Raw genomic sequence first — 21,520 nt, 5'->3', positions numbered from 1 at the left:
ATTTTATTCCTCCCTTAATTTTAATCCTTCCATGATACCTTCTTCCATAATCACTTTATTTTCTGCAATACTTCTACCAGACCTAAACAAACTGGTGCTACCTGCTACCAATATATTTGCTCCAGACTTCACTAATTTTGGAATAACTTCTAAAGAAACACGTCCGTCTACTTCAATATTTGTATTCAATCCTCTGTCTTTAATTAATTTATATAAATCTTTCACCTTTTTTTCAGCATAGGCTACTTGCTTTTCATTTTTATCTGCTGCAAATCCAGGATTCATTAGCATTAGCATGACTGTGTCACATAACGGTAGTACATAGTCTAAATCATTTAGTGAAGTTGCTGGATTTAAAGCTAATCCTGCTTTAACTTCATTTTTTCTTATTAACTTCAAAAGTCGATCGATATGAGTGCTGCTTTCACAATGGAAAGTTATTTGCTGGACTCCAATGTCTAGCATCTCTTTGATGAAAAATTCATTATTATTAGACATAATATGAACATCAAAATCCATATCTGTGATTTTTCTTAGTTGCTTAATTGTGCCTATGCCTAGTGGCATACTTGGACTAAAATACCCATCGATCACATCAATATGCAGTGTACTTATTCCTTCTTTTTCAATCTCTCTTATACTCTTTTCTAAGTTACATAAATCTGCACACATAATTGATGGATTAATTGAAACTTCTTGTTTATTCATTTATCTGCCTCCTTTTTATTTATATGTACATTATAAAACATTTATAAAGAAAAGTAAAGCAAAAATATGCATACTTTTTATTCGTTTTTGCGTTTTTATTATTTTTAGTGCTGATTCATTCTTCTTTAATGTATGATTTCTTACTGCCAAATCATCCAAACCTACCTCCTCACACCACTTACGAACAAGTTTATAAGCTTATCTTTAATCTCTTTGATTTTATTTCTATCCCTAATTGGTTCCATTGGGTTCTCCATTTGACCCCCTGTATAATAATTAATTTGATTATATCCATCTTAATATAGGTTACTTGATTTAATAATAGTAATTATGCCTGATCATATCCATTATTAGTAAATTGGTATTAAAAAAAGAGCTAGGTTGCAAGGCACCTAACTCTTTACAGAAGTAAAGCTGAAAAACAATTCTATCCTATCTTAGAAAGGGTGACTAAATTATAATGAGTAAAGCAATTAACAAAGATGACTTATTTAATAAACTGGTCTTAGCAACTGAGGCTACTCCTATAGTTTCTCAGATTCAAGGGATAGATAAGGAGAATATCTTTACAGTTAGAAATGTTACTAGTGGTGATAAGATTAAAGAGTTTGTAGTAAAAGAAAAACCTAAACAGGTAATAAACTTTTTAGATCATCATATGACTATTAGAATAGAGGATTACCTAAGGAAAAAAGGGGTTAACTTGATTTTAGAGGATAGCATTGCAAAGATAAAAGGGGATAATAAAATCAAGAGTATAGTTACTAAGTTAGGTCAAGAGATTGAGACTGAGATGTTGATTGTAGCTATTGGGGTTAAACCTAATGTTAGATTAGGTGAAGAGATAGGTATTAACCTAGGAGAGAGTGGAGCAATTAAGGTTAATCGCAGAATGGAGAATAACCTTAAGGATATTTATGCAGTTGGTGATTGTGTAGAGAGCTATTCTTTAATTACAGGTCAAGGTATTTATCGACCTTTAGGAACTGTTGCTAATAAGATGGGACGAATCGCTGGAGACCAGCTAACAGGAGGTAATTTAACCTTTAGAGGTGTTTTAGGAACAGAAATTGTTAAACTTTTTGATTTAGCAATTGGATATACTGAATTATCAGAAAAGGAAGCAATTAAGCTAGGCTATGAAGTAGAAGTTATTTATAACATTAAACCAAATCAATCTAAGTATTTTAGTGAAAGCTCTAATATGACGATTAAAGCTATTGCTGATTAAGAATACTACTAAATTATTAGGAGTACAGATTATCGGTAAGAAGGGTGTAGATAAGAGGATAGATGTCTTTGCGACTGCTATTAGTTATGGTGTTAAGGCAGAGGATTTATTCTACTTAGATCTTGCTTATTCACCTCCCTTTTCTACTACCAAAGATCTAGTGATGTATACAGGAATGATCTTAGATAATAATTTAAATCAAGGAGTAAAAACCATTACACCTCAAGAATTAGTTGAGAGAAAGAATGATGGTATGGTCAAGACTTTCAAATTATAGATGTTAGAGCTAAAAAGCAGCATGAGCAATCCCATGTTGATAATGGGAGTAGTATTCCATTATCTGATTTGAGAGAAGAGGCTAATAATTTAGATAAGAATAAAATCACTGTGACTTATTGTAATAGAGGGGTAATTGGGAATGCTGTTCAGAATCTCTTGATTAATTTAGGTTTTAAAGAGGTCTATAATTTGACTGGTGGTCATTAAAATTATATGTGGCAAAAGAAGATTGATTTTGACAAATAACAAAAATTGATTTATTGATATTATAGTAAATTAATTTACTATAACGACAAACTCCGAGCTGAGCTGTCCTCGGGTCTAGCATGAGAATAGCGATTAGTAGTAGCAATTGAAGAATGTCCAAGGGTGTCTCGCACCACATGAGGAGCTACCCCCTTATCTAGTGCATGGGAGGCGTGGGCATGGCGTAACCAATGGGGACTAACTTCCTTATCAATTCCAGCTTTTTTAGCAACCTTTTTTACAATTCGATATGCTGCCGAAGGATCTAAGTGTCCGCCCTTTTGACTCTCAAAGATTGGATCGTCTTGATTAGCCTCCTTTTTAAGTTTGATTAATTCTTCCCAAGTCTTTGGACTAAGAAAGACTGTCCGAGTCTTACCACCCTTGCCGAAGATATTTAAGACTCCTGCATCCTTATGGATTTGGGCATCTCTCCATTTTAAGCTACAGATTTCACTGACCCTTGCTCCAGAGACATACATTAATCTAATCAAAACATAATTTCTCTGATTTTTGGTATTAGCTAACATTCTAAATATTTCTTCTTCACTTAAGATCTTTTCGCCCAAGCGATTCTTTACTTTAGGTGTTTGAATTGGAGTTCCTACATTATAATAGAGATAGCCAATCTTATTAGCAAAAGAGAATAAAGATTTAATCGCCGATAGCTTTCTAGCTCTAGTAGAATCAGCCAAACCCTTTTCCTCTAAAAAATTAGAAAAATCTTGAAGATCCTCTAAGCGGACCTCTCTTAAAGATTCTAATTCTATGTATTCCAAAAATTCGCTGACATCTCTCTGATATCCTCGCTGGGTATGGTTGCTTTTTCCATAGAGCCACATCTGGATAACTTTGTCATCTGTCCGCCCTTGATTTCTAATTTGATAACTACTATCGATCTCATTATCTATTTTATGGATTTGATTCAAAATTAAACTCATCCTTCCTTAAAATATATTTATAACGTTTTTATTACTTCTAAACCTAATATTTTAAGTAAAAAATAGCTAAAAATCCCCTTCTAAAAAACGCACGATAAGTGACGTTATCTTGCGTTTTTTATTCTATCACTTTTTATTCTTTTTGTCTAATAGCTTGAATAATTGATTCAATCCTTTTAATAATTAAAAATAACTATGACTGACAAACTATTCTATAAAATTAAAACATATTAATTTAACAATAGAAAAAATCAAAATCATAGCAGGTAAGGGATCAAAAGATAGAATAGTTTATGTAAAGAATAGAGTTTTAAAAGTATTAAGGGCTTGGAGAGAGACAAGTCTGATAGTGCTTGCAAATATTTATTTCTATCTAATGCCCCTAAAGCAAAAGCTATTTGTATTGGGTCATTACATTCATAACCAAATTTTATTGGAGAAGCAAGAGTAAGTAGACTCATTCCTAAATTCTTTACTCCATCCTCTGAACGAGCATGTAAAATTGCTACCCCTTTAGCGATTACAATATAAGGACCATTAACCTCTATAGACTTAATCATTGCATCTATATATCTATTTTCAATTAAATCATCTTTTAGTAAAAGCTCTCCTGCTTTATTAGTAACATCATACCAATCTTTTGCCTTTATTTTAGTAGCTATGCGTTCTTGAAGTAATAGATTCAATAACATTTCTTATTTCACCTCTTCCCAGTAGTCAAGTTATTTGCTAAATTATTAATTTTTTCTTTTCTTAAAAAGTGTGGCAAAATCATAATATTTTAGACTAAACAATAAGTAATATCCCTTTATTTCTATCTTGAATTCTATAAGTTGATATAGAAAGATTAATTATTTTACTTTCTTTCCAAAAGGACTATAGTAAAATTATAATAATTGGATCTTACTTATTAATTTTTAAAAGAAAAGCAGAGATTGATGATCAGACTTTAAAGAAGATAGAGTAGATTTTTATGGTTTTTTAAGGGGGGGAAATTAAAGCAGAAAAAAAGTAAAAAAATAAATTAGATCAAAAATATGATTCTGTTTCAAAGGTGATATTGTTATCTTTATGATAGATATTATTGGGATCAAATGTTGAAATTTATTTTAATTAATATTATAATTGTAACATCAATTCTAAAACTTATTATCCTTATTATTGTAACATCGATGTTAAAGTTTATTGTAGTTTTTATTCTACAATCAATGTTAATGTTTATGTTCTAGTTAATTGTAAATTTTATTGTTAAGTTTATACAAAATTTATTGTAATTAATATTATATATGAGATTGTTTATATTATGATAAATATTATTTTAATATTTATTACAAATATTATGTTGTTTATTATTTATTTATTATTGTAAAATTTATTGAAATACTAACATAACAATACATAGGAGGGATTAGATGAAGAAGATAGCCTTTTATAACAATAAGGGTGGCGTTGGTAAGTCTACATTGGCAGTAAATATTGCTCATGCTTTAGCTAAGGTTGACTATAAGGTTTTATTAATTGATTTGGATTCACAGAATGATTGTTCTTTAATGTTAGGGATTGATAGGAATCAAGAGAGGAAGAGTTTTTATGATTTAATTAATCCTCATTCAGCGGCTAATATTAAGGAGTGTATTATTGAGGCTAGAGAGAATTTAGACTTACTTCCTAATAGCAAGTATGAGATTATCGAGAAGGAGTTTAATAATAATGCGATGTTTCTAACTACCTTACTTGATGAGAAATTGGCAGGCTTAGAGGAGATGGATTATGATTATGTGATCTTTGATTGTAGTCCTTCAAGAAGTATCATCAATAGTGCGATATTGTTCTTTATTGATTATATCTTTATTCCTGTGCAGCTAGAGATACCTGCTATCGATGGGCTGGCGACTATCTTTGACTATTTAGAGGATTTAAGATTGGATTTTGCTAAGATTAAATTGATCATTCCTAATATGTATGATTCTAGAACCAATGAAGGCAGAGAGAATCTGAAGATGTTAGAGGAGAGTTTTGCAGGCCAAGAGATAGTGACAAATCCTGTTTATCGAAGAATTAAGATTACTGAGGCTACTAAACAGGGTAAGACGATCTTTGAGTATGATGAAGAGGCACAGAAGCAGCTATATCCTATAATTGAGAGGGTGGTTGAGATTGACTAAGGAGAATGATTTCTTTAATAATTTAAAGAGTAAGATGAAGAGTAATGCTGATAAATTGAAGGAAGAGAAGGGTAGTAGTAAAGATCAAGAAGTGGTAGAAAATCAAGAAAATAAGGAAGTAGAGAGTACTAAAGAAGAGAATAAAGAAAAGAATAAATTAAATAATACTATTAATAATAAAGTTTACAATAAAGATGAGAATACTACTAAGAAGAATGAAAGTAAGGTAACAAATAATATCGATAGTGGAGATAATAATGAAGAGATTAGAAGAACATATTATTTAAGAAAGAGTATCGTTAATGAGATAGATAGCTTTGCTAGGAAGACTGGTAATAATAAGTCTTATCTTGTTGAACTAGCTTTGACTTACTTTTTAAACCAACCTGATATTGGAGCAAAATTAGTAAAGAAAGAGGATTCTCCAATAGACCTTGATCCTACTAAGTTGATTATTCCTAATCAGAAGGATAAGAAGAAGGTTAGAAGAACCTATTATTTAAAGGAAAAGATGATTGAAAAGCTAGATAGTGTAGCAGATAGGACAGAGCAGGATAAGTCTTTTATTGTTGAAGAGGCACTGACCTTTTTATTTGAAAATGCAGAGATTCAATAGAGTAGAAGAGACTTGATTTACAATAATCTGAGGCTATGCTATAATTAAGATTATAACTTTGCTAATGATTAAAATAGAATTGATATTAATAGATAAGATAGGTTTAGGGAGGGAGAAGCGATAAGTACTGAAGAGATTTAAAGCTAATACTAAGCAAGTTTGATGGAATAGGAGATAGACTTGATAGTTTAGAGGCTAAGATTAATAAAATTGAGAGTAATCAAAATGAGATGAAGAGAGATATTAAGGTGATTAGAGAGACAATCGCTGAAAATAAAGAGAATGTGAAAGCTTTAGAGCTGAAATTTAATAATCATTCCCATGAGATTAAGGATATTAAGATTGTAAATAAATAAAGTTAAGGCCTTACCTAGGTGGATAGAGTCTTTTTCTATGGAATAGATAATTATAAGAATTAGCTCTCAACAGAGAAGTTGATTAATTCAAATTTTTGCTATATAATTAGGACAAGTTTACTTAGTTTTTGAACAAAAATATCCAAAAAAATTAAAAACACCGTGCTGGATACACGGAGTTTTTAAAGTAGGTTTCCAAAAAACGATTCGCACCCGTTTTGGAAACTTAAATATCAAATTTGTACTTATATAATATCAGATAAATACAACAAGAGGTTAATTGCTGTTAAAAACTGACAAAGAATATTTAAGTTTAGGAAACCTGCTCAAAATAATGAGGAGGTTATTTTTTATGTCAATAACTAAAAGACTAAAAGCAGAAATTCAAGATATAAATAATCACAAACAATTGATTAACTTTCAAGGCAGATTAGCAACTTTGCTAGAAGAGAATAAAATCAGAGATTATAGCCAGTATAGGGATGCTGAACTGATAAAAGATGGGGCATTTATGCCCTTTTTGGTCTGTTATCTAGTAGCCCATACATCATATGCCTAATAATATGGACAAGGGTGGGATTAAGCAGTCTACTTTGAAGAATATCACCAATGCTTATTGAAGCTCTTAGAGAGTAAAAATCAATCTTTACGATAATTTGATAGATCTAAACATAAATTTATAACTATAAATTGGATTACTTAAATACTTTTAAGCTTGATTTTCTTGCTAGAGAGATTAAATCTATACTTAATATTTATCTTTTTTTTAAGATCTTTTAAGGATTAGTATTTACTAGTTTAACAGGTAATCGATTAAATCACGTAAATATGAGAAAGATGATCTATAAATATGCTAAAAAGGCAGGAATCCAAGAGGAAGTTACCAAATATTATCGAGATGATAATGGAAATAAATTAGATAAAAGCTATCAAGAAAAGAAAGTTACGCCCCACACCTTACGACACACTTATGCAACAGATTTATTAAGGGAGTGTCATAATCTAGAGAAGGTTAGAAAAGCTTTGGGACATGCTGATATATCTATTACACAGATCTATATTCATTTAATAGTTCTTAATGCTATACTAAGAAATCATTTCCTAGCAAATCTCTTAATTCTTCTTTAAACTTATCCTCCAAAGATCCAATTATATACTCTTTCTTAGCTGGTCTTATGCTTTTTGGTACCAGCTTAGCCATCTTTCTATATTCCTGCTCATACCTTTCTAGCTCACTATCTGATAAAACTTTATACCGCTCCATAGCCTTTGCTCTAGCCTTCTTCTCTATTTTTTCTTCAAGCTCCTTTCTCTTCATCTCAGCTTCTTCCCTTTGTTTAGCTAACTCTTTCTGCTTCTCTTCCTTCTCAATTTCAACACTAGAGTAATGAGCATTCTGACAAGATGCCTTGAGAAAGCCTATAAAATTATCAGGATTAGACTCTTTAGCATACTCAATGTCAGCCTTCAAATATCTAAAACTATGCTCTTCTAGTAATTTAGCTAATTCTCTTTTATTACTCTCTACCTGTTCAACTTTAGGTAATAGATTAAATAATCCTAAGACCTCTGCTGAATATTCCTGCTCTTTAACTTTAATCTCAACAGGTATTTCTTCTTTCTTTCTCTCAATTTTAAAATCAATAAAAGCTATTCTTCTGCCCCTCTTTTCAGTAATATAGGAGAGTTTAATATCAGTTTTTTTCGATATTTCCTCACAGGCGACATCTAAAACTCTTTTTCTAAAATTATAAAATCGCTTATATTCACTTTTAGTATTGGTCAATTTCCTAACCTCTTCAATACTCATCTTTGGTATCTTGTATTTTTGATATCTAATAGCTAATTCATAAAAAATTATTGAATATTGGCTATCCAAAGATTTTATCATCATCAAATTCAAAGGGGTAAAAAATTGTTGCTCCTTTAATGCATTAATAATAAAATGGTTCAATTCATAATAGTAAAAATTATCCTTTCTTTCAATGTAACTTAATAAGGTAAATGCTTTCCAATTATCTGGATTTTCCTTATCAACTATCTTAACAGTAGTCTTCATTAACCCCTCTAACTCTTGATATATATACTCAGTATTCTTATTTTTGAGATTAGCTCTTTTATGTAATTCACTATAGGGAATCTTGAATATGTTCTCTTTATAATCTTCAAACTTTAATTTTCTTTGTGCATACTTTAAAAAACTATTATATGCTTTTCTTTGGGTAGTGGTGACCTTCTGTTCAGGAACAATACTTATTAATTGATTGGGCTTATTTAACATCTCCTTCTTCATCTATACTCCTCCTATCTTTATCTATTCTAAATCATATCACAATACAACTACATATACAATAATGATATGTAGTTGTAACTCCTTAATTTGTAGTTGTATCCCCTTAATCTGTAGTCATATTTCCTTAATATGTAGCTATATCTCCTTAATTTGTAGTTATATTTTCCTGCAATCCCTTGCTACAATAGGGTTTGTCCAACCCTAAAGATTTATAAGATATAAAAGATATACAACAACTATTTATCCTAACCATATTTACAATATTAATCTAGCTATGTTACTCTAAATTTCTTGTTAATTCATTTGTTGTTCTTAATTCTTGATGATAAAAAGAAAAAACAGACAATAGCTATTGCCTGTTTTCAGTGTGATATTGTTATTAATTTTTTCATTATCTTTAATTCTCAATTCTGAATTTTTAATTATAAATCACCTATATAGTTAATTATACACCAAAATTAAAAAACCTTTATTATATAGTCATATAAAACCTAGTCATAAATGACTAGATAATAATTAAAAATTAACTTATACCTAATCACTTTCTTAACATAACTAGAACTATCGTATCAAAACAACATATCCGTTCATAATAATCAACCAAGGATAACTTCATTCACTCTCTATCTTCTATAGTTAACAATTTTTTTACCTTAATTTATTCTTTACTCTTAATTGTAAATTTGCTCTTTATCTGTGTTAATCCGTGGCTAAATAATCTTTTATATTTTTATCTTTTAATTCTCAATTATACTAACCCCTCTCCATTATTAACTAACTACTGACTAATTTTAATTGAACTAACACCTTCTTGTCCCTTTCTACTCCAATAACCATCAATAATCTCTTTTACATAAAGAGATCTTAAATAGAAAATAAATATTAAGTATAAGTTTATCATTCTAATCCAATGAAAAATTAAAAAACTCATTTAATAATATTAATTTTCAGCAATAATTTTGTACTTCCACTAAAAAAAGGATAACCACAGCTAAAAATAGCTACAGTTATCCCTTAATCTATAATTATCAGCTCTCAGAGGATAGACTAACCCCTTAGTTGTTAATATAATCTATATTAATAAGCAAGGTATTTATATTTATTTTTTTCAATTCTCAACTCTTAAAGCGTTATTTTTACTTTCTAAGAGTTTCAACAAACAATTAACTGTATTATATTTAGAATAGATATGAGACTGTCTAGCTAGACTCTCCACTTCATTAAAGGCAAACTCTGAAACCTTATCAATTCTCTTAATCACCTTTTTAATATTTTTCTTAGTACTATCAATTCTCATATTAATCAAAATGTCTTTGATTCGATCATAGAGATAATGAGACTCTACCTCTCCGATAGCATCCTCTACAATACCGATTCCTAACTCAATAAAGTTAAAGGTTAATCTTAAAGACTTCATTAATACTCGTTTAATCTTAGTCCAGAAATTATCTACACTTTTTAAGATAACCCCTGCTAAATCTTTGATTAATTGTCGCAGCTCCTTAAAACTCACAGCATTAGTGATATTCTTTAAGGTAGCCTGTTTAATCCCAGTCTTACCTGTGTTATTAGGCATATGGTGCTTATGAGCTACCAAATACCAGACCAATCGATAATGCTTGAGGTTATAACTTTGTAGCTTTTGGAACATCTCTAAAGGCATCACATAGCCACCTTTGCCAGTTTTGACAATGGCTTGCTTATACCCTGCAATTGCATAGGAGTTAATCACCTGATCACGATTAACACTGATCAACTTACTCTTCTCTAACTTAGCAATAGCTTGTACAACTTTAGAATCTGAGTTATGACCAATAAAATCTGCTATCTCATTAGTAGCTAAGCCATTAACCTCTCCAATACTATTAGCATGATAGCATAAAGCATAATAGACATTAAACATAGTCTGAGTCATCTTATGATTCCACTGTATTGCTAATTGATACTGTAAAAAAGGCATAAAAGCCCCATCTTCTACCAATTCCAGATCAGTATACTGACTATAATCTTTTCTTTCGGCTTCTTGGTCCTTAATTTCTGCCTCATGACTAACTAGATCTGATTTATTATACTCTTGGATAAATTCAAAGTAATCCTTTGCTGCTACTGATAACTCTTTAGCCTCTTTAGAACTAATCTTATCTTCTTCTCTTAAAGCTGCTATTCTACTTTGAAAATTAGTTAATTGTTCTTGTTTAGTTATATCTTTAATCTCTATTTGCAATCTTTCAATAATTGACATCAAAATAACCTCCTCAGAAAATTACTGAGCAGGTTTCCTAAAAACTTTAATATCACTTGTCATTTTTTACAAGGACTAAATCCTTGACAAGCTTTGTATCTCTGTGGTATCATAGAGATACAAATTTGATATTCAAGTTTCCAAAACGGTTGCGAAGCGTTTTTTGGGAAACCTTACTCTAAAAGCTCCTGCGCCAACAGGAGTTTTTAATTTTTTGTATGATTTTGTTCAAAAATTGAGTAAACTTGTTCTAATTATATAGCAAAAATTTCAATTAGTCAACTTCTTTGCTAGAATCTACTGCTATTTGATCTTTTGCTTTTAAAATTACTGATATGAAAGCTTTATCGGTTTCCATATAAATTCTTAATTTAAATACTAAGATTGACTATATTTTAAATTGATCAATTAATCCTTGTAATTTCTCTGCTATTGCTGCTAAATTTTCTGTAGAAGAAGTGGTTTGTTGAAGTTGAGCAGAGATTTCTTCACTGGCTGTAGCAATTTCTACAAAAAGCTCACCTGTTATCTATATAAATAATCTAAATATGACATAAAAAAGTTCCCTGAAATCAGAGAGCTTATATAAGTTTGAAAGTTAATCAAAATTATAAAATCTGAAAATTTTGATTAACTATTATGTGAAGTTATTGTTAGTAACATTATTCTTGATCTATCTCATAACTTTTGATGATCTTATCTATAACCCACTTATTGTTCTTTACTAAAAGTTTAACCTTGATACTACCTTTAGGAAAAATATAATTGAGATTGAGAATTATAAAAAGTTCTTTGGTGTTTATTTTTCAAATAAAAAAGACAGACTACAGCTATATCCTAACTGTGATCTGTCTTGTTGCTTAACTTTTAGTTATTTTCTCTAACTTTCTGTAACACCAACTCTTTAATTTTATCAATATCTTTTATAGCTAATTCCATATCTGCCTTTGTTAAATCAAAATGAAAAGGATATCTCACATTAACTCCATAATCAGTTAAGCGTAGACATTCATCTTCAATTTTTACAAAATCATCATTATATTTTCTACATTTTTTATTTAAAACAACTAAGTCATGGGTTCTCATCACTTTTTCACCTTGTAATATCATATAACCCTTTAAATATTTTTCAGCACTTTGCTGACAATGATAACAGATTACTTCCAATGGTGCTGGATGCATCTTTTTTAGAAACTTAGCTGATTTTAAATCTTGCTCTGTTACTGTAAACCATTCCTCCATCATAGTTCTTTTATCCATATAAATAAGCTCCCTTATCTGCAATCTGATTTTCAAAACTATTCTCTAAATTGGCTTTTTCATAAAACTCATCTTCATTATATACTAATAAATCAAGGGGATAATCTATATCAGAGGATAAATTCTTTCGTAATTCTCTTATAATATCAAGCTTTCTTCTCTTCTCATTAGTTATAATACAAAGATCAATATCACTCTGTTCATCAGAATTACCAGAAGCATAAGAACCAAAAAGAATAACCTTCTCAGCATTTATTAACTTTACTATTTTATCACTTAATAATTTTAATTCATCCTTAGAAAGCATCTTATCTACCACCTTCTTTCTTTGCTATCTCTTTAGTAGACAGTTTATCATACTTCTCAATCGCCTTCTCTTGAGCCCTTTTCTGTATCTTTTCCTTTAGCTCTTCCTCTTTCTGTCTAGCTAAATCTTCTTTTCTCTCTTCTTTTTCTAGCTCAGCAGCAGAATAATGTCCCCCTTCACAGGAACTCTTTAAAAATCCAAAGAAGTTATTCACCCCAAAACGCTTAGCATACTCAATATCAGCCTCTAAGTACTTATAACTATGCTCCTTTAATAATTCTGCTAGCTCCTTCTTATGAGCCTCTACCTGCTCTTCTTGAGGTAAGAGTTTAAATAACTCTAATGTTTCTTGAAAATACTCTTTCTTTTTTTGATACTCTTCAAACTCTAATTCTTTTTGCGGAATCTCTTTCTCTTTAATAATAAATTTAATAGCTATTACTTTTCTACCCCTTTTAAGTTTTTCAAAGTCAAAATAAATATCTGTATCTTCATTCTCAGCCAACTCTTCTTTTGCTTTTAATAAGATCCTCTGCTTGAAATGGCCATAAAGCTTGTATTGGTCATCGGCTATACCCAACATTTTTTTAAATCTTCTAATTTTATTACTCTCTTCTTTATCTTTTCATACTGCTTTAATAGTTCATAAATTCTGATACTGTAGATACTATTTAGTCCAATTATATTCTTTAAAAGATACTTAGTAAATCTAGTATCTAAGTTTAATAAATAAGGTACTAAATCACTATTAAAGGCTACATCTAAAGTTCCAGCATCATTAAAGTATCTAATATAACTTAGCCAATTTATTTTTACTCTATCCCCTTCACTATTCTCTATTCTAATATGTTTTTTAATCAGTGAATCCTCAAATTCTTTCATATATTGATATAAACCTTCTCCCTTATAATCTAAGACATCTGAAAATTCCTTAACGCTAACTTTTTGTTTACGGAAATTTTTATCATCTTTTTTTATTTTAGAGATTAAGTAGAGTATAAATTTATATTCATTCTTAGTCATTTCCACAAACCCTTCAATTAAATGGTTCTCTTTAACAATTAATTCATTTCTCTCTTTCAATTATATCCCCTCCTATTGAAAATTATATAATATCACAAATAACTAATTAAGTGATATTAAACACTCAAAATGTGATATTTCATGGCAACAGATCCCATAGCCACAAGGGTTTGTCCATAGCGGAAAACTATTAAAACTTTTTAAAACTATTAAAACAACTACAACAGTAGATTATATATAAATCCCGAATACTTCGTTATATAAAATTCAACCTCTGTTTGTTGTTAATATTCTAAATTAAAAAAGCAGATAAGATTACTTAAAAGATATTATTAAAGTTAAAAAATTGCATTTTACTTTAATAATTGTTAAAATAAAAATATAATAATCAAATCATAATGGAAAGAAGTGGTTAATGTGCGAGGAAGAATATTAGAAATAAATAATGATGAAAACTCTGTAGAGGTAATAAAAGCTTTAGCATCAGAACCTAGGATGGCAATATTAGAATTATTAAATAAAGCTGAGATGAATTTAAATGAAATTTCTGAAAGGCTTGATATGCCAGCACCTTCAGTTACTGTTAATATCAAAAAGTTAGAAGAAGCAGGATTGATTAGTACTGAATATCAACCAGGTTCCCATGGTTCTCAAAAGATATGTAAAAGAACTTATGATAGTATTTTAATTAGTTTGCCTGGTTCTAATGTTCATTTCGATACTAATATGGTTGAGATTTCAATGCCAATAGGAAATTATAAAGATTTTAAAGTAGAACCTACTTGTGGTTTAGCTAAGGAAGATGGATATATAGGTATCTTAGATGATACTAGATCTTTTTTAGAGCCAGAACATATTTATGCCCAATTAATCTGGCTAAGAAAAGGTTATATCCAATATAGATTTCCTAATAATCTACCAGATAAGACTATTTTAAATAATTTAGAATTAAGTATGGAGATCTGCTCTGAAGCTCCTAATTATAATGAAAAATGGCCTTCAGATATTACTGTATGGGTCAATGGAATAGAGATAGGAACGTGGACTTCACCTGGTGACTTTGGAACAGAAAGAGGAAAGTTAAATCCAGATTGGTGGAATTCTGATCAAACCCAGCATGGATTATTAAAAATTTGGAGTGTTAACCATAATGGTTCTTATATAGATGGTAAACAGATTTCTGATACAACCTTAGAAGAGCTAAATATTTATGATGATAACTTTATTGATATTAAGGTTGGAATCAAAGATGATGCTAGAAATATAGGAGGATTGAACCTTTTTGGTAGCAAGTTTGGAAATTATGAACAAGATATAATTTTAAGGTTTAGATATGATTATGAGTAAACTAGCTAGTTTAATTTAAAAAGATTTTAAATGGTATAATTTACAAGAAAATACCTTGTTAAAATTAAATTTAATTTTTCTTTATAAAAAAGAAGGAATATTAAAGCAAAAGTATAATTATATATATAAAGAATAAGACAATCAGTAAATAAGGCTAAATTATAACGTGGTATAACAATTAAGTTCTTATAATAACCGTTATAGTAGCAGTATAAGGTGATAAGTCTATAAGCTCAGATCTTACCCACTACTTATTTATTTTCTTTGCTATTTAATTTTGTCTTTTAATTCAATAATATTTATTTTGGATTAAAAAAGATTAAACAAAAAATTAACTAGGGGTAGAAAATACTAGTGTTAGATTAATTAGCAAGAGTTATAATGCTTAAGCAAGTAAAGTAGATAATCAAACAAGTTTATAACCCTACTATTTTTTCAATATTATCTACTGGTTTAATTTTAATTATTATAAGGTTAAATCAGTAGACCAAATTTAAAGGAGGGTTAAAATGAAAAAGAACATAGTTAGTATGTTAGCTTTAACATTAATTGTTACTTTATTTTTAGGAAGCACAGTAGATGCGGGGTTCTTTGATTTCTTTAATAAAGATAAAAAAGATGAAGTAATTGAATTAAGCTTTTGGAATGGATTTACAGGACCTGATGGTAAAGGTATGGCTAAAATGATCGATGAGTTTAACCGTCTAAATGAAGGAGAAGTTAAAGTTAAGATGCAGGTAATGGATTGGTTAACTTATTATCAGAAGGTCGTAACTGCTATATCAAGTGGTAAAGCTCCTGATTTAGGAATCATGCATATTGATCGTTTACCTGAATTTGCTTCAAAAAGAGTTTTAACACCATTAGATACTCTAATTGAAGATTTAAACTGGAGTTCTAAAGATTTTGCTAAAACAGTTTGGGATGCTGGTATTTATAATGGAGAACGCTATGGTATTCCTTTGGATATTCATCCATTAGCAATGTATATCAATATTGATATGTTTAAAGAAGCTGGCTTAGATCCTAATAATCCACCTAAAACACCAGAAGAGTTTATGGAAGCAGTTAAAGCATTGACTAAGGATACTGATGGTGATGGAGAGATCGATCAATGGGGTACAGCATTCCCTCCATTATGGCCTGGACCTGAATTTATTGTTAAGAGTTTAATCTATCAATTTGGTGGATCTATTCTTAATGAAGATGGTACTAAAGTAACATACAATAGTCCTGAAGGAATTAAGGCATTAGAGTATGCTATTGACTTAGTTCATAACAAGAAACTTTCACCAGCTCAAATTCAACAAGATGGTGAGGTAACATTATTTAGACAAGGTAAATTAGGTATGCACTTTAATGGAATCTGGATGATTAATGGCTTTAAAGAACAAAGTAGTCTAAACTTTATGTCTTATCCAATTCCTGCTTTTGGTAAGAATGCTTCTGCTATGGCAGGTTCTCATAACTTTGTAATCTTCCGCCAACGTAAAGAAGATCAAGCAAGAGAAAAGGCAGCAGTGAAATTTATCAAATACATTTCTGAAAACAGTAGTAAATGGGCAACTTATGGTCAAATACCTGCTCGTAACTCTGTTAGAGATAGTGAAGAATTTAAATCTCTAAAACATCAAGCTTCAATTGCTAAGGGATTATCTGATGTAGTATTTCCACCACTACATCCTGCCTTAAATGAAGTGTTAACTCCTTTACATCAAGAAGTTAATCTAGCTATATTAGGTGAAAAGACTGCTAAACAGGCTTTAAATGATGCAGCTGAACGTGCTCAAAAAGCCCTTGATGAATATAATAGAAATCATTAGAAATTAATTTTATATTAGGGGGCTAGCCCCCTAATATAATTACTAAGGAGGAGTTGAAGTGAAAGGAAAATTAAAGAAATTAGAACCTTATTTATTTACAGCACCCCATTTAATCTTTTTTATTGCATTCTTAGCCTTTCCTGTCTTTTTTGGTCTTTATATTAGTTTACATCGCTGGGAGCTACTAGGTTGGGAGAAACCCTTTGTTGGTTTAAAGAATTATCTTCAGCTTTTTAATTCTAATACTATTCAATATGAATACTTTTGGAATGCAATGGCTAATACTTTTAAGTTTGTAATCTTTAGTGTTCCTTTTTTAGTGGTTGTAGGATTATTCTTGGCTTTACTAGTGAACAAAGTATTTAAAGGAAAAGCATTATTTAGAGGGATCTTTTATACTCCTGTTATTCTTTCTATAACAAGTGTTACCCTTATTTGGAAGTGGATTTTAGATAATCAAAGTGGTTTAGCTAACTATCTAATTACAGCTTTAGGATTTAATCCTATTCCTTGGTTATCAGAGACTAAATTTGCTTGGATCTCATTGGTATTGGTAACTATTTGGTGGACAGTAGGACAGAATATGCTCTTATTCTTAGCAGGTTTACAGGATATACCTCAACATTTATATGAAGCTGCAGAAATTGATGGGGCTAATACTTGGAGGAAGTTTTGGCATGTTACCTTACCAAGTTTAAAACCTACCACCTTATTTGTAACAGTAATGACTACAATTGGTTCTTTTAATATCTTTGGGCAACCTTATATGATGACTAAGGGTGGTCCGGGTAGAGCTACTCAAGTGGCAATCATGTATATTCAAGAAGAGGCTTTTGCTAACTATCGAATGGGAAGTGCATCGGCAATGGCTTTAGTTATGTCCTTATTTATAATAATTGTAAGCATGTTCCAATTTAAGATAATGTCTTCAGATATTGAATACTAAAGGAGGGGATTAACTTGGAAAGTCAATTAAAGATTAATACTTCAAATCAAATTTTAGGAGTAAAGAAAGATAAATTTAAAAAATATTTATTATTCACAATTACAACCTTAGTTGCAGCAATTTGGCTTTTACCATTAATTTGGATGTTATCAACTTCTCTTAAACCAGAAGCTGACACTATCTCTTGGCCTATTAAATTTATTCCAGAGAATTTTACTTTAGATAATTACAAAGCCATCTTTAGTAATTCCGAAAGAACACCAATGCTACGTTGGTTCTTTAATAGTATCTTTATAGCAACTACAACTACAGTATTAGTAGTCTTTTTCGATGCTTTAGCAGCTTATGCCTATGCTAGAATGGAATTTAAAGGTCGCAAAATAATGTTTATGACTTTAATGGCAACAATGATGATACCTCCAGTTACTAATTTAATTCCTAATTATATTATTGTAGATAAATTAGGATGGTTAGACTCTTATTCTGCTATGATCTTTCCTGCTATAGCAAATGTATTTGGGGTATTCTTATTAAGGCAATTTTTCATGGGAATTCCTAAAGAATTAGAAGAAGCAGCTTTTATCGATGGTTGCACTAGATTTCAAGTATTTCGGATGATTATCTTACCTTTAGCTAAACCGGCCTTAATTACTTTAAGCTTATTTACTTTCTTAGGTTCTTGGAATGCCTTCTTATGGCCTTTAATTGTAACAAATTCTGCTGAAATGAAGCCTTTAACACCAGGCTTATCATTATTACAAGGATACTATGTGATAGAATTTGGTAAATTGATGGCAGGAGCACTTATCTCAGCTTTACCTGTAATAATATTATTCTTATTTGTACAACGCTACTTTGTACAAGGAATTTCCTTAACAGGAACTAAAGGATAAGTCTTAAAGTTAGATTTTTTTAATCTTTAATTTAATAAAATATAAATCTTACAAAAAAATATTAAAGTAATAGCTTTAATCTATAATATATTTTAATGGAGGTGTAAGAATTGGGTGAAATTATAAAAAATTTAAATAAAGAATGGAATTTTAAAATTGATCCAACAAATATAGGAGAAGAGCAAGAGTGGTATTTAAATGAGGTAGATGGAATAAAGGTTAAGATTCCAGCACCATGGCAAACTTATAATAATGAGCTTAACTCCTATACTGGAGTTGCTTGGTATAGTAATAAATTCTCTATTAATAGTGATCAAAAGAGAATTTTCATTAAATTTAATGCAGTAGACTATCAAACTGATGTCTGGTTTAATAGTCATTACTTAGGAAGTCATGAAGGTGGCTATACACCCTTCTCTTTTGAAATAACTGATTATATCAAAGAATCTGAAGATAATTTATTAGTTATCAAGGTCTTTGATCCTTATAACAATGATGAGATACCAAGAGGAAAGCAAGGAAGTTGGTATACTAGAGTCAGTGGCATTTGGCAGGAAGTTGAGTTAATTGCTTATAATAAAAGTTTTATTAAGGATATTTTAATTACTCCAGATGTTGATAATCAAAAAGCTGATTTTAAGATAGAGCTAGAGGACTTAGCTAAATTAGCAGATCCTAAGTTAACTATTACTATCTTCTCACCAGAGAATAAAGAAGAGAAGATTATTGAGAAGCATTTTGCTAATAATGAAGATAATCACTATCAAGTGAATATTAATAATCCTCTGTTATGGTCACCAGAAAATCCATGGATCTATAATGTTGAAGTAACTTTAAAGGATGGAACAGAGGTTATAGATACTTATAGCAGTTACTTTGGAATGAGAAAGGTTGAAAGCAAAGATGGAAAGATTTATTTAAATGATGAGCCAGTTTATATTAGAGGAGCACTAGATCAAGGATTTTGGCCCCATACAATCTATCGTGCAGAAACAGAAGAGATGATTAAAGATGAAATTAAAAAGACTAAAGAGATGGGCTTTAACCTTTTAAGAAAGCATATTAAAACTGAAGATCCCCGTTATCTTTATTGGGCTGATCATCTAGGCCTTTTAATTTGGGCCGAAGCCCCTAACTATGCTAAATGGACAATGCAAGCTAGAGAACGCTTTAAAGATGAATATACCAAGATGGTCACTAGAGATTATAACCACCCATCTATTATTATCTGGAGTATCTACAATGAAGAATGGGGCTTAGAATGGAGGCTAAATCAGGATAAGGAGAAGCAAGACTGGGTTATTGATTTGTATGACTATGCTAAAAATCTAGATAAAACTCGTTTAATCTGTGATAATTCTGGTTGGGCACATGTTAAAACAGATATTAGTGACTTACATCGTTACTTCTCTAGTCCTGATAATTATAAAGAGTGGGAAAGAGATCTAGATGATTATGTTATCGGTGATCCTGATGCTAATTTTGTTGATGGCTATAGTTATAATGGAGAGCCATTAATCATCTCTGAATTTGGAATTTGGGGCTTACCAGAGCCAGCTAAGATTAAAGCCAAATATGATGGTTTACCAACTTGGTATAAAGGGAGTGCTAAGATATTCTCTGATGACTTTAAGATTCCTACTACAGCAGAAAAGAATTTTACTAAGTATGGATTAGATAAAATCTTTAGTGATATCAATGAATTAGCCCGTCAAACTCAACAAAGAGAATTTAGAGGGATTAAAAATATCATTGAAGAGATGAGAAAAAGAAGTAAGATCAATGGCTATGTAGTTACAGAATTAACTGATATTGAATGGGAGACCAATGGTTTTCTAGATTACTTTAGAGAGCCTAAAGAAGGTTATGAGAATATACCTGATTACAATGGAGAAATCATTGCTATGTTAGATATAGAAGAAAGAAATCTCTGGTCTAATCAAGAGTTTAAAGGGCAAGTCTATTTAGCTAATGATAGCAATCAGAAACTATCAGGTCTGCTAAGTTGGCAAGTAGAAGAAACTGAGCTTAAGGGTGAATTTAAAGTAGAGCTACAACCTTACTCAGTTACTAAATTAACTGAAGAAATAACTTTTATAGCACCAACAGTAGATAAGAGTAAAGAGCTAACTTTAAGCTATAAGTTTATAAGTAATGGAAAATTGATTGCTAAGAATCAAGAAGAATTAACTATTACAAATCAATTATTTGTTAAAAAGCAGAATACAACAATAAAGCCTGTGAATTTAAGTAAAAAGTTAATAGCAAATCTTAAGATGAATGGTTATCAAATTAGCCAAGATAGTCAATTAATTGTCAGCTCAGAATTAAATTCAGATCTTCTTAAAGAGTTAAAAGCTGGTGCTAAAGTTTTATTTTTAGCCGAAGAGGGATCTAAAATTGAAGAAAAAGGCTTTATTAACTTTACAGACCTACCAGATGGAGAGAGCTGGGACAGAGCAGCATCCTTTAATTATATCAATACTAACTACTTTAAAGAATTACCCCTTAATAAAGTATCTGGTTGGGAATTAGCTGACTTATATCCAAGCTATATTATTAATAATCTAGTAGATATTAACTATAAGGAGATCTTAGCAGGCTACTTTGCAGGTTGGATTGGTAACTTTGGAGCTACTTTATTAGAGACAAAAGTAGGAAAGGGTAGCTTATTGGTAACCACCTTTAAATTAGCTAAAGGTTATAACAAACAACCAATTGCTACAGCTTTACTTAACCAATTAGTAAATTATTTGAATGATAATTAAGATAGGGGAGATTAGGTGAATTTAAAGTTAAGAATTATTTCATTAGTTCTATTCTTTTCTTTAATTATTTCTTTTT

Annotated in this window: 22 protein-coding genes and 1 pseudogene; 13 read left to right on the top strand and 10 right to left on the bottom strand. The window is 30.2% G+C overall.

From position 1 onward, the window contains the following. Window positions 1-3 precede the first annotated feature (3 nt). Window positions 4-708, bottom strand: a complete 705-nt coding sequence (locus U472_RS00155) for a ribulose-phosphate 3-epimerase (RefSeq protein WP_068714287.1) — start codon at window positions 706-708, stop codon at window positions 4-6. A gap of 30 nt (window positions 709-738) precedes the next feature. Next, window positions 739-867 (bottom strand): hypothetical protein, encoded by a 129-nt coding sequence (locus U472_RS17305; RefSeq protein ID WP_281201037.1) that lies wholly within the window; start codon window positions 865-867, stop codon window positions 739-741. A gap of 301 nt (window positions 868-1,168) precedes the next feature. On the opposite strand from U472_RS17305, the gene U472_RS16635 reads away from it, so the two are divergent. Genes U472_RS16635 through U472_RS17490 form a run of 3 tightly spaced genes read left to right on the top strand, consistent with a single transcriptional unit; the run spans window position 1,169 to window position 2,425 of the window. Further along, entirely contained in the window at window positions 1,169-1,939 is a 771-nt protein-coding gene (locus U472_RS16635; RefSeq protein ID WP_068714285.1) for an NAD(P)/FAD-dependent oxidoreductase, read from the top strand. Further along, window positions 1,929-2,216, top strand: a complete 288-nt coding sequence (locus U472_RS16630; protein WP_068714282.1) for a hypothetical protein — start codon at window positions 1,929-1,931, stop codon at window positions 2,214-2,216. Before U472_RS16635 ends, U472_RS16630 begins: the two co-directional genes overlap by 11 nt. Beyond that, complete coding sequence (locus U472_RS17490) at window positions 2,210-2,425, top strand: rhodanese-like domain-containing protein (RefSeq protein WP_083189668.1); 216 nt, start codon at window positions 2,210-2,212, stop codon at window positions 2,423-2,425. The genes U472_RS16630 and U472_RS17490 overlap by 7 nt, the downstream gene beginning before the upstream one ends. Before the next feature lie 77 nt (window positions 2,426-2,502). On the opposite strand, the gene U472_RS00140 is transcribed toward U472_RS17490, so the two are convergent. After that, on the bottom strand, window positions 2,503-3,405 hold the full coding sequence (locus U472_RS00140) for a tyrosine-type recombinase/integrase (protein WP_083189667.1): 903 nt from the start codon (window positions 3,403-3,405) through the stop codon (window positions 2,503-2,505). Between the two features lie 257 nt (window positions 3,406-3,662). Beyond that, window positions 3,663-4,097, bottom strand: a complete 435-nt coding sequence (locus tag U472_RS00135) for a PTS sugar transporter subunit IIA (RefSeq protein ID WP_083189666.1) — start codon at window positions 4,095-4,097, stop codon at window positions 3,663-3,665. 720 nt (window positions 4,098-4,817) lie between these two features. On the opposite strand from U472_RS00135, the gene U472_RS00130 reads away from it, so the two are divergent. The 5 genes and pseudogenes from U472_RS00130 to U472_RS00115 all read left to right on the top strand — a co-directional run. Beyond that, window positions 4,818-5,570 (top strand): ParA family protein, encoded by a 753-nt coding sequence (locus U472_RS00130; RefSeq protein ID WP_068714281.1) that lies wholly within the window; start codon window positions 4,818-4,820, stop codon window positions 5,568-5,570. Further along, window positions 5,563-6,186 carry a ribbon-helix-helix domain-containing protein gene (locus U472_RS00125; RefSeq protein WP_068714276.1) on the top strand — a complete coding sequence of 208 codons (624 nt, stop codon included), beginning with the start codon at window positions 5,563-5,565 and terminating at the stop codon, window positions 6,184-6,186. The genes U472_RS00130 and U472_RS00125 overlap by 8 nt, the downstream gene beginning before the upstream one ends. A 230-nt stretch (window positions 6,187-6,416) precedes the next feature. Then, on the top strand, window positions 6,417-6,542 hold the full coding sequence (locus tag U472_RS17300) for a hypothetical protein (protein WP_281201036.1): 126 nt from the start codon (window positions 6,417-6,419) through the stop codon (window positions 6,540-6,542). 352 nt (window positions 6,543-6,894) lie between these two features. After that, a complete protein-coding gene (locus U472_RS00120; RefSeq protein ID WP_068714274.1) occupies window positions 6,895-7,101 on the top strand; it encodes a hypothetical protein in 207 nt (68 codons plus the stop codon). A 236-nt stretch (window positions 7,102-7,337) separates the two neighbouring features. Continuing rightward, a pseudogene (locus tag U472_RS00115) lies at window positions 7,338-7,670 on the top strand (tyrosine-type recombinase/integrase); the annotation flags it as partial. Here the strand turns inward: U472_RS00115 and U472_RS00110 are convergent. The 6 genes from U472_RS00110 to U472_RS17480 all read right to left on the bottom strand — a co-directional run bounded on the left by U472_RS00110 (window position 7,624) and on the right by U472_RS17480 (window position 13,727). Next, complete coding sequence (locus U472_RS00110; RefSeq protein ID WP_068714271.1) at window positions 7,624-8,835, bottom strand: replication initiation protein; 1,212 nt, start codon at window positions 8,833-8,835, stop codon at window positions 7,624-7,626. The pseudogene U472_RS00115 and the gene U472_RS00110 overlap by 47 nt on opposite strands. Before the next feature lie 1,108 nt (window positions 8,836-9,943). Beyond that, window positions 9,944-11,077 carry a hypothetical protein gene (locus U472_RS00105; RefSeq protein ID WP_068714269.1) on the bottom strand — a complete coding sequence of 378 codons (1,134 nt, stop codon included), beginning with the start codon at window positions 11,075-11,077 and terminating at the stop codon, window positions 9,944-9,946. Between the two features lie 867 nt (window positions 11,078-11,944). Beyond that, window positions 11,945-12,337 (bottom strand): HEPN domain-containing protein, encoded by a 393-nt coding sequence (locus U472_RS00100; RefSeq protein ID WP_068714267.1) that lies wholly within the window; start codon window positions 12,335-12,337, stop codon window positions 11,945-11,947. Then, on the bottom strand, window positions 12,330-12,644 hold the full coding sequence (locus U472_RS00095; protein WP_068714266.1) for a nucleotidyltransferase domain-containing protein: 315 nt from the start codon (window positions 12,642-12,644) through the stop codon (window positions 12,330-12,332). Before U472_RS00095 ends, U472_RS00100 begins: the two co-directional genes overlap by 8 nt. 1 nt (window position 12,645) lies before the next feature. Next, window positions 12,646-13,227 carry a replication initiation protein gene (locus U472_RS17485; protein WP_068714265.1) on the bottom strand — a complete coding sequence of 194 codons (582 nt, stop codon included), beginning with the start codon at window positions 13,225-13,227 and terminating at the stop codon, window positions 12,646-12,648. Continuing rightward, the gene (locus U472_RS17480; RefSeq protein WP_068714264.1) at window positions 13,215-13,727 is read right to left on the bottom strand and encodes a replication initiation protein; all 513 of its coding nucleotides are present in this window, start codon (window positions 13,725-13,727) and stop codon (window positions 13,215-13,217) included. Before U472_RS17480 ends, U472_RS17485 begins: the two co-directional genes overlap by 13 nt. 357 nt (window positions 13,728-14,084) lie before the next feature. On the opposite strand from U472_RS17480, the gene U472_RS00080 reads away from it, so the two are divergent. The 5 genes from U472_RS00080 to U472_RS00060 all read left to right on the top strand — a co-directional run bounded on the left by U472_RS00080 (window position 14,085) and on the right by U472_RS00060 (window position 21,444). Then, window positions 14,085-15,014 (top strand): ArsR/SmtB family transcription factor, encoded by a 930-nt coding sequence (locus U472_RS00080; protein ID WP_068714262.1) that lies wholly within the window; start codon window positions 14,085-14,087, stop codon window positions 15,012-15,014. Between the two features lie 509 nt (window positions 15,015-15,523). Next, entirely contained in the window at window positions 15,524-16,837 is a 1,314-nt protein-coding gene (locus U472_RS00075; protein WP_068714260.1) for an ABC transporter substrate-binding protein, read from the top strand. A gap of 58 nt (window positions 16,838-16,895) precedes the next feature. Beyond that, a complete protein-coding gene (locus tag U472_RS00070) occupies window positions 16,896-17,783 on the top strand; it encodes a carbohydrate ABC transporter permease (RefSeq protein WP_068714255.1) in 888 nt (295 codons plus the stop codon). A 50-nt stretch (window positions 17,784-17,833) separates the two neighbouring features. Continuing rightward, window positions 17,834-18,676, top strand: a complete 843-nt coding sequence (locus U472_RS00065) for a carbohydrate ABC transporter permease (protein ID WP_068714304.1) — start codon at window positions 17,834-17,836, stop codon at window positions 18,674-18,676. 110 nt (window positions 18,677-18,786) lie between these two features. Further along, on the top strand, window positions 18,787-21,444 hold the full coding sequence (locus U472_RS00060; RefSeq protein ID WP_068714254.1) for a glycoside hydrolase family 2 protein: 2,658 nt from the start codon (window positions 18,787-18,789) through the stop codon (window positions 21,442-21,444). Window positions 21,445-21,520: the final 76 nt, after the last annotated feature.

This window comes from Orenia metallireducens (assembly GCF_001693735.1).
Classification (GTDB): domain Bacteria; phylum Bacillota; class Halanaerobiia; order Halobacteroidales; family Halobacteroidaceae; genus Orenia; species Orenia metallireducens.
This window is presented reverse-complemented; position numbering and strand designations above follow the sequence as displayed.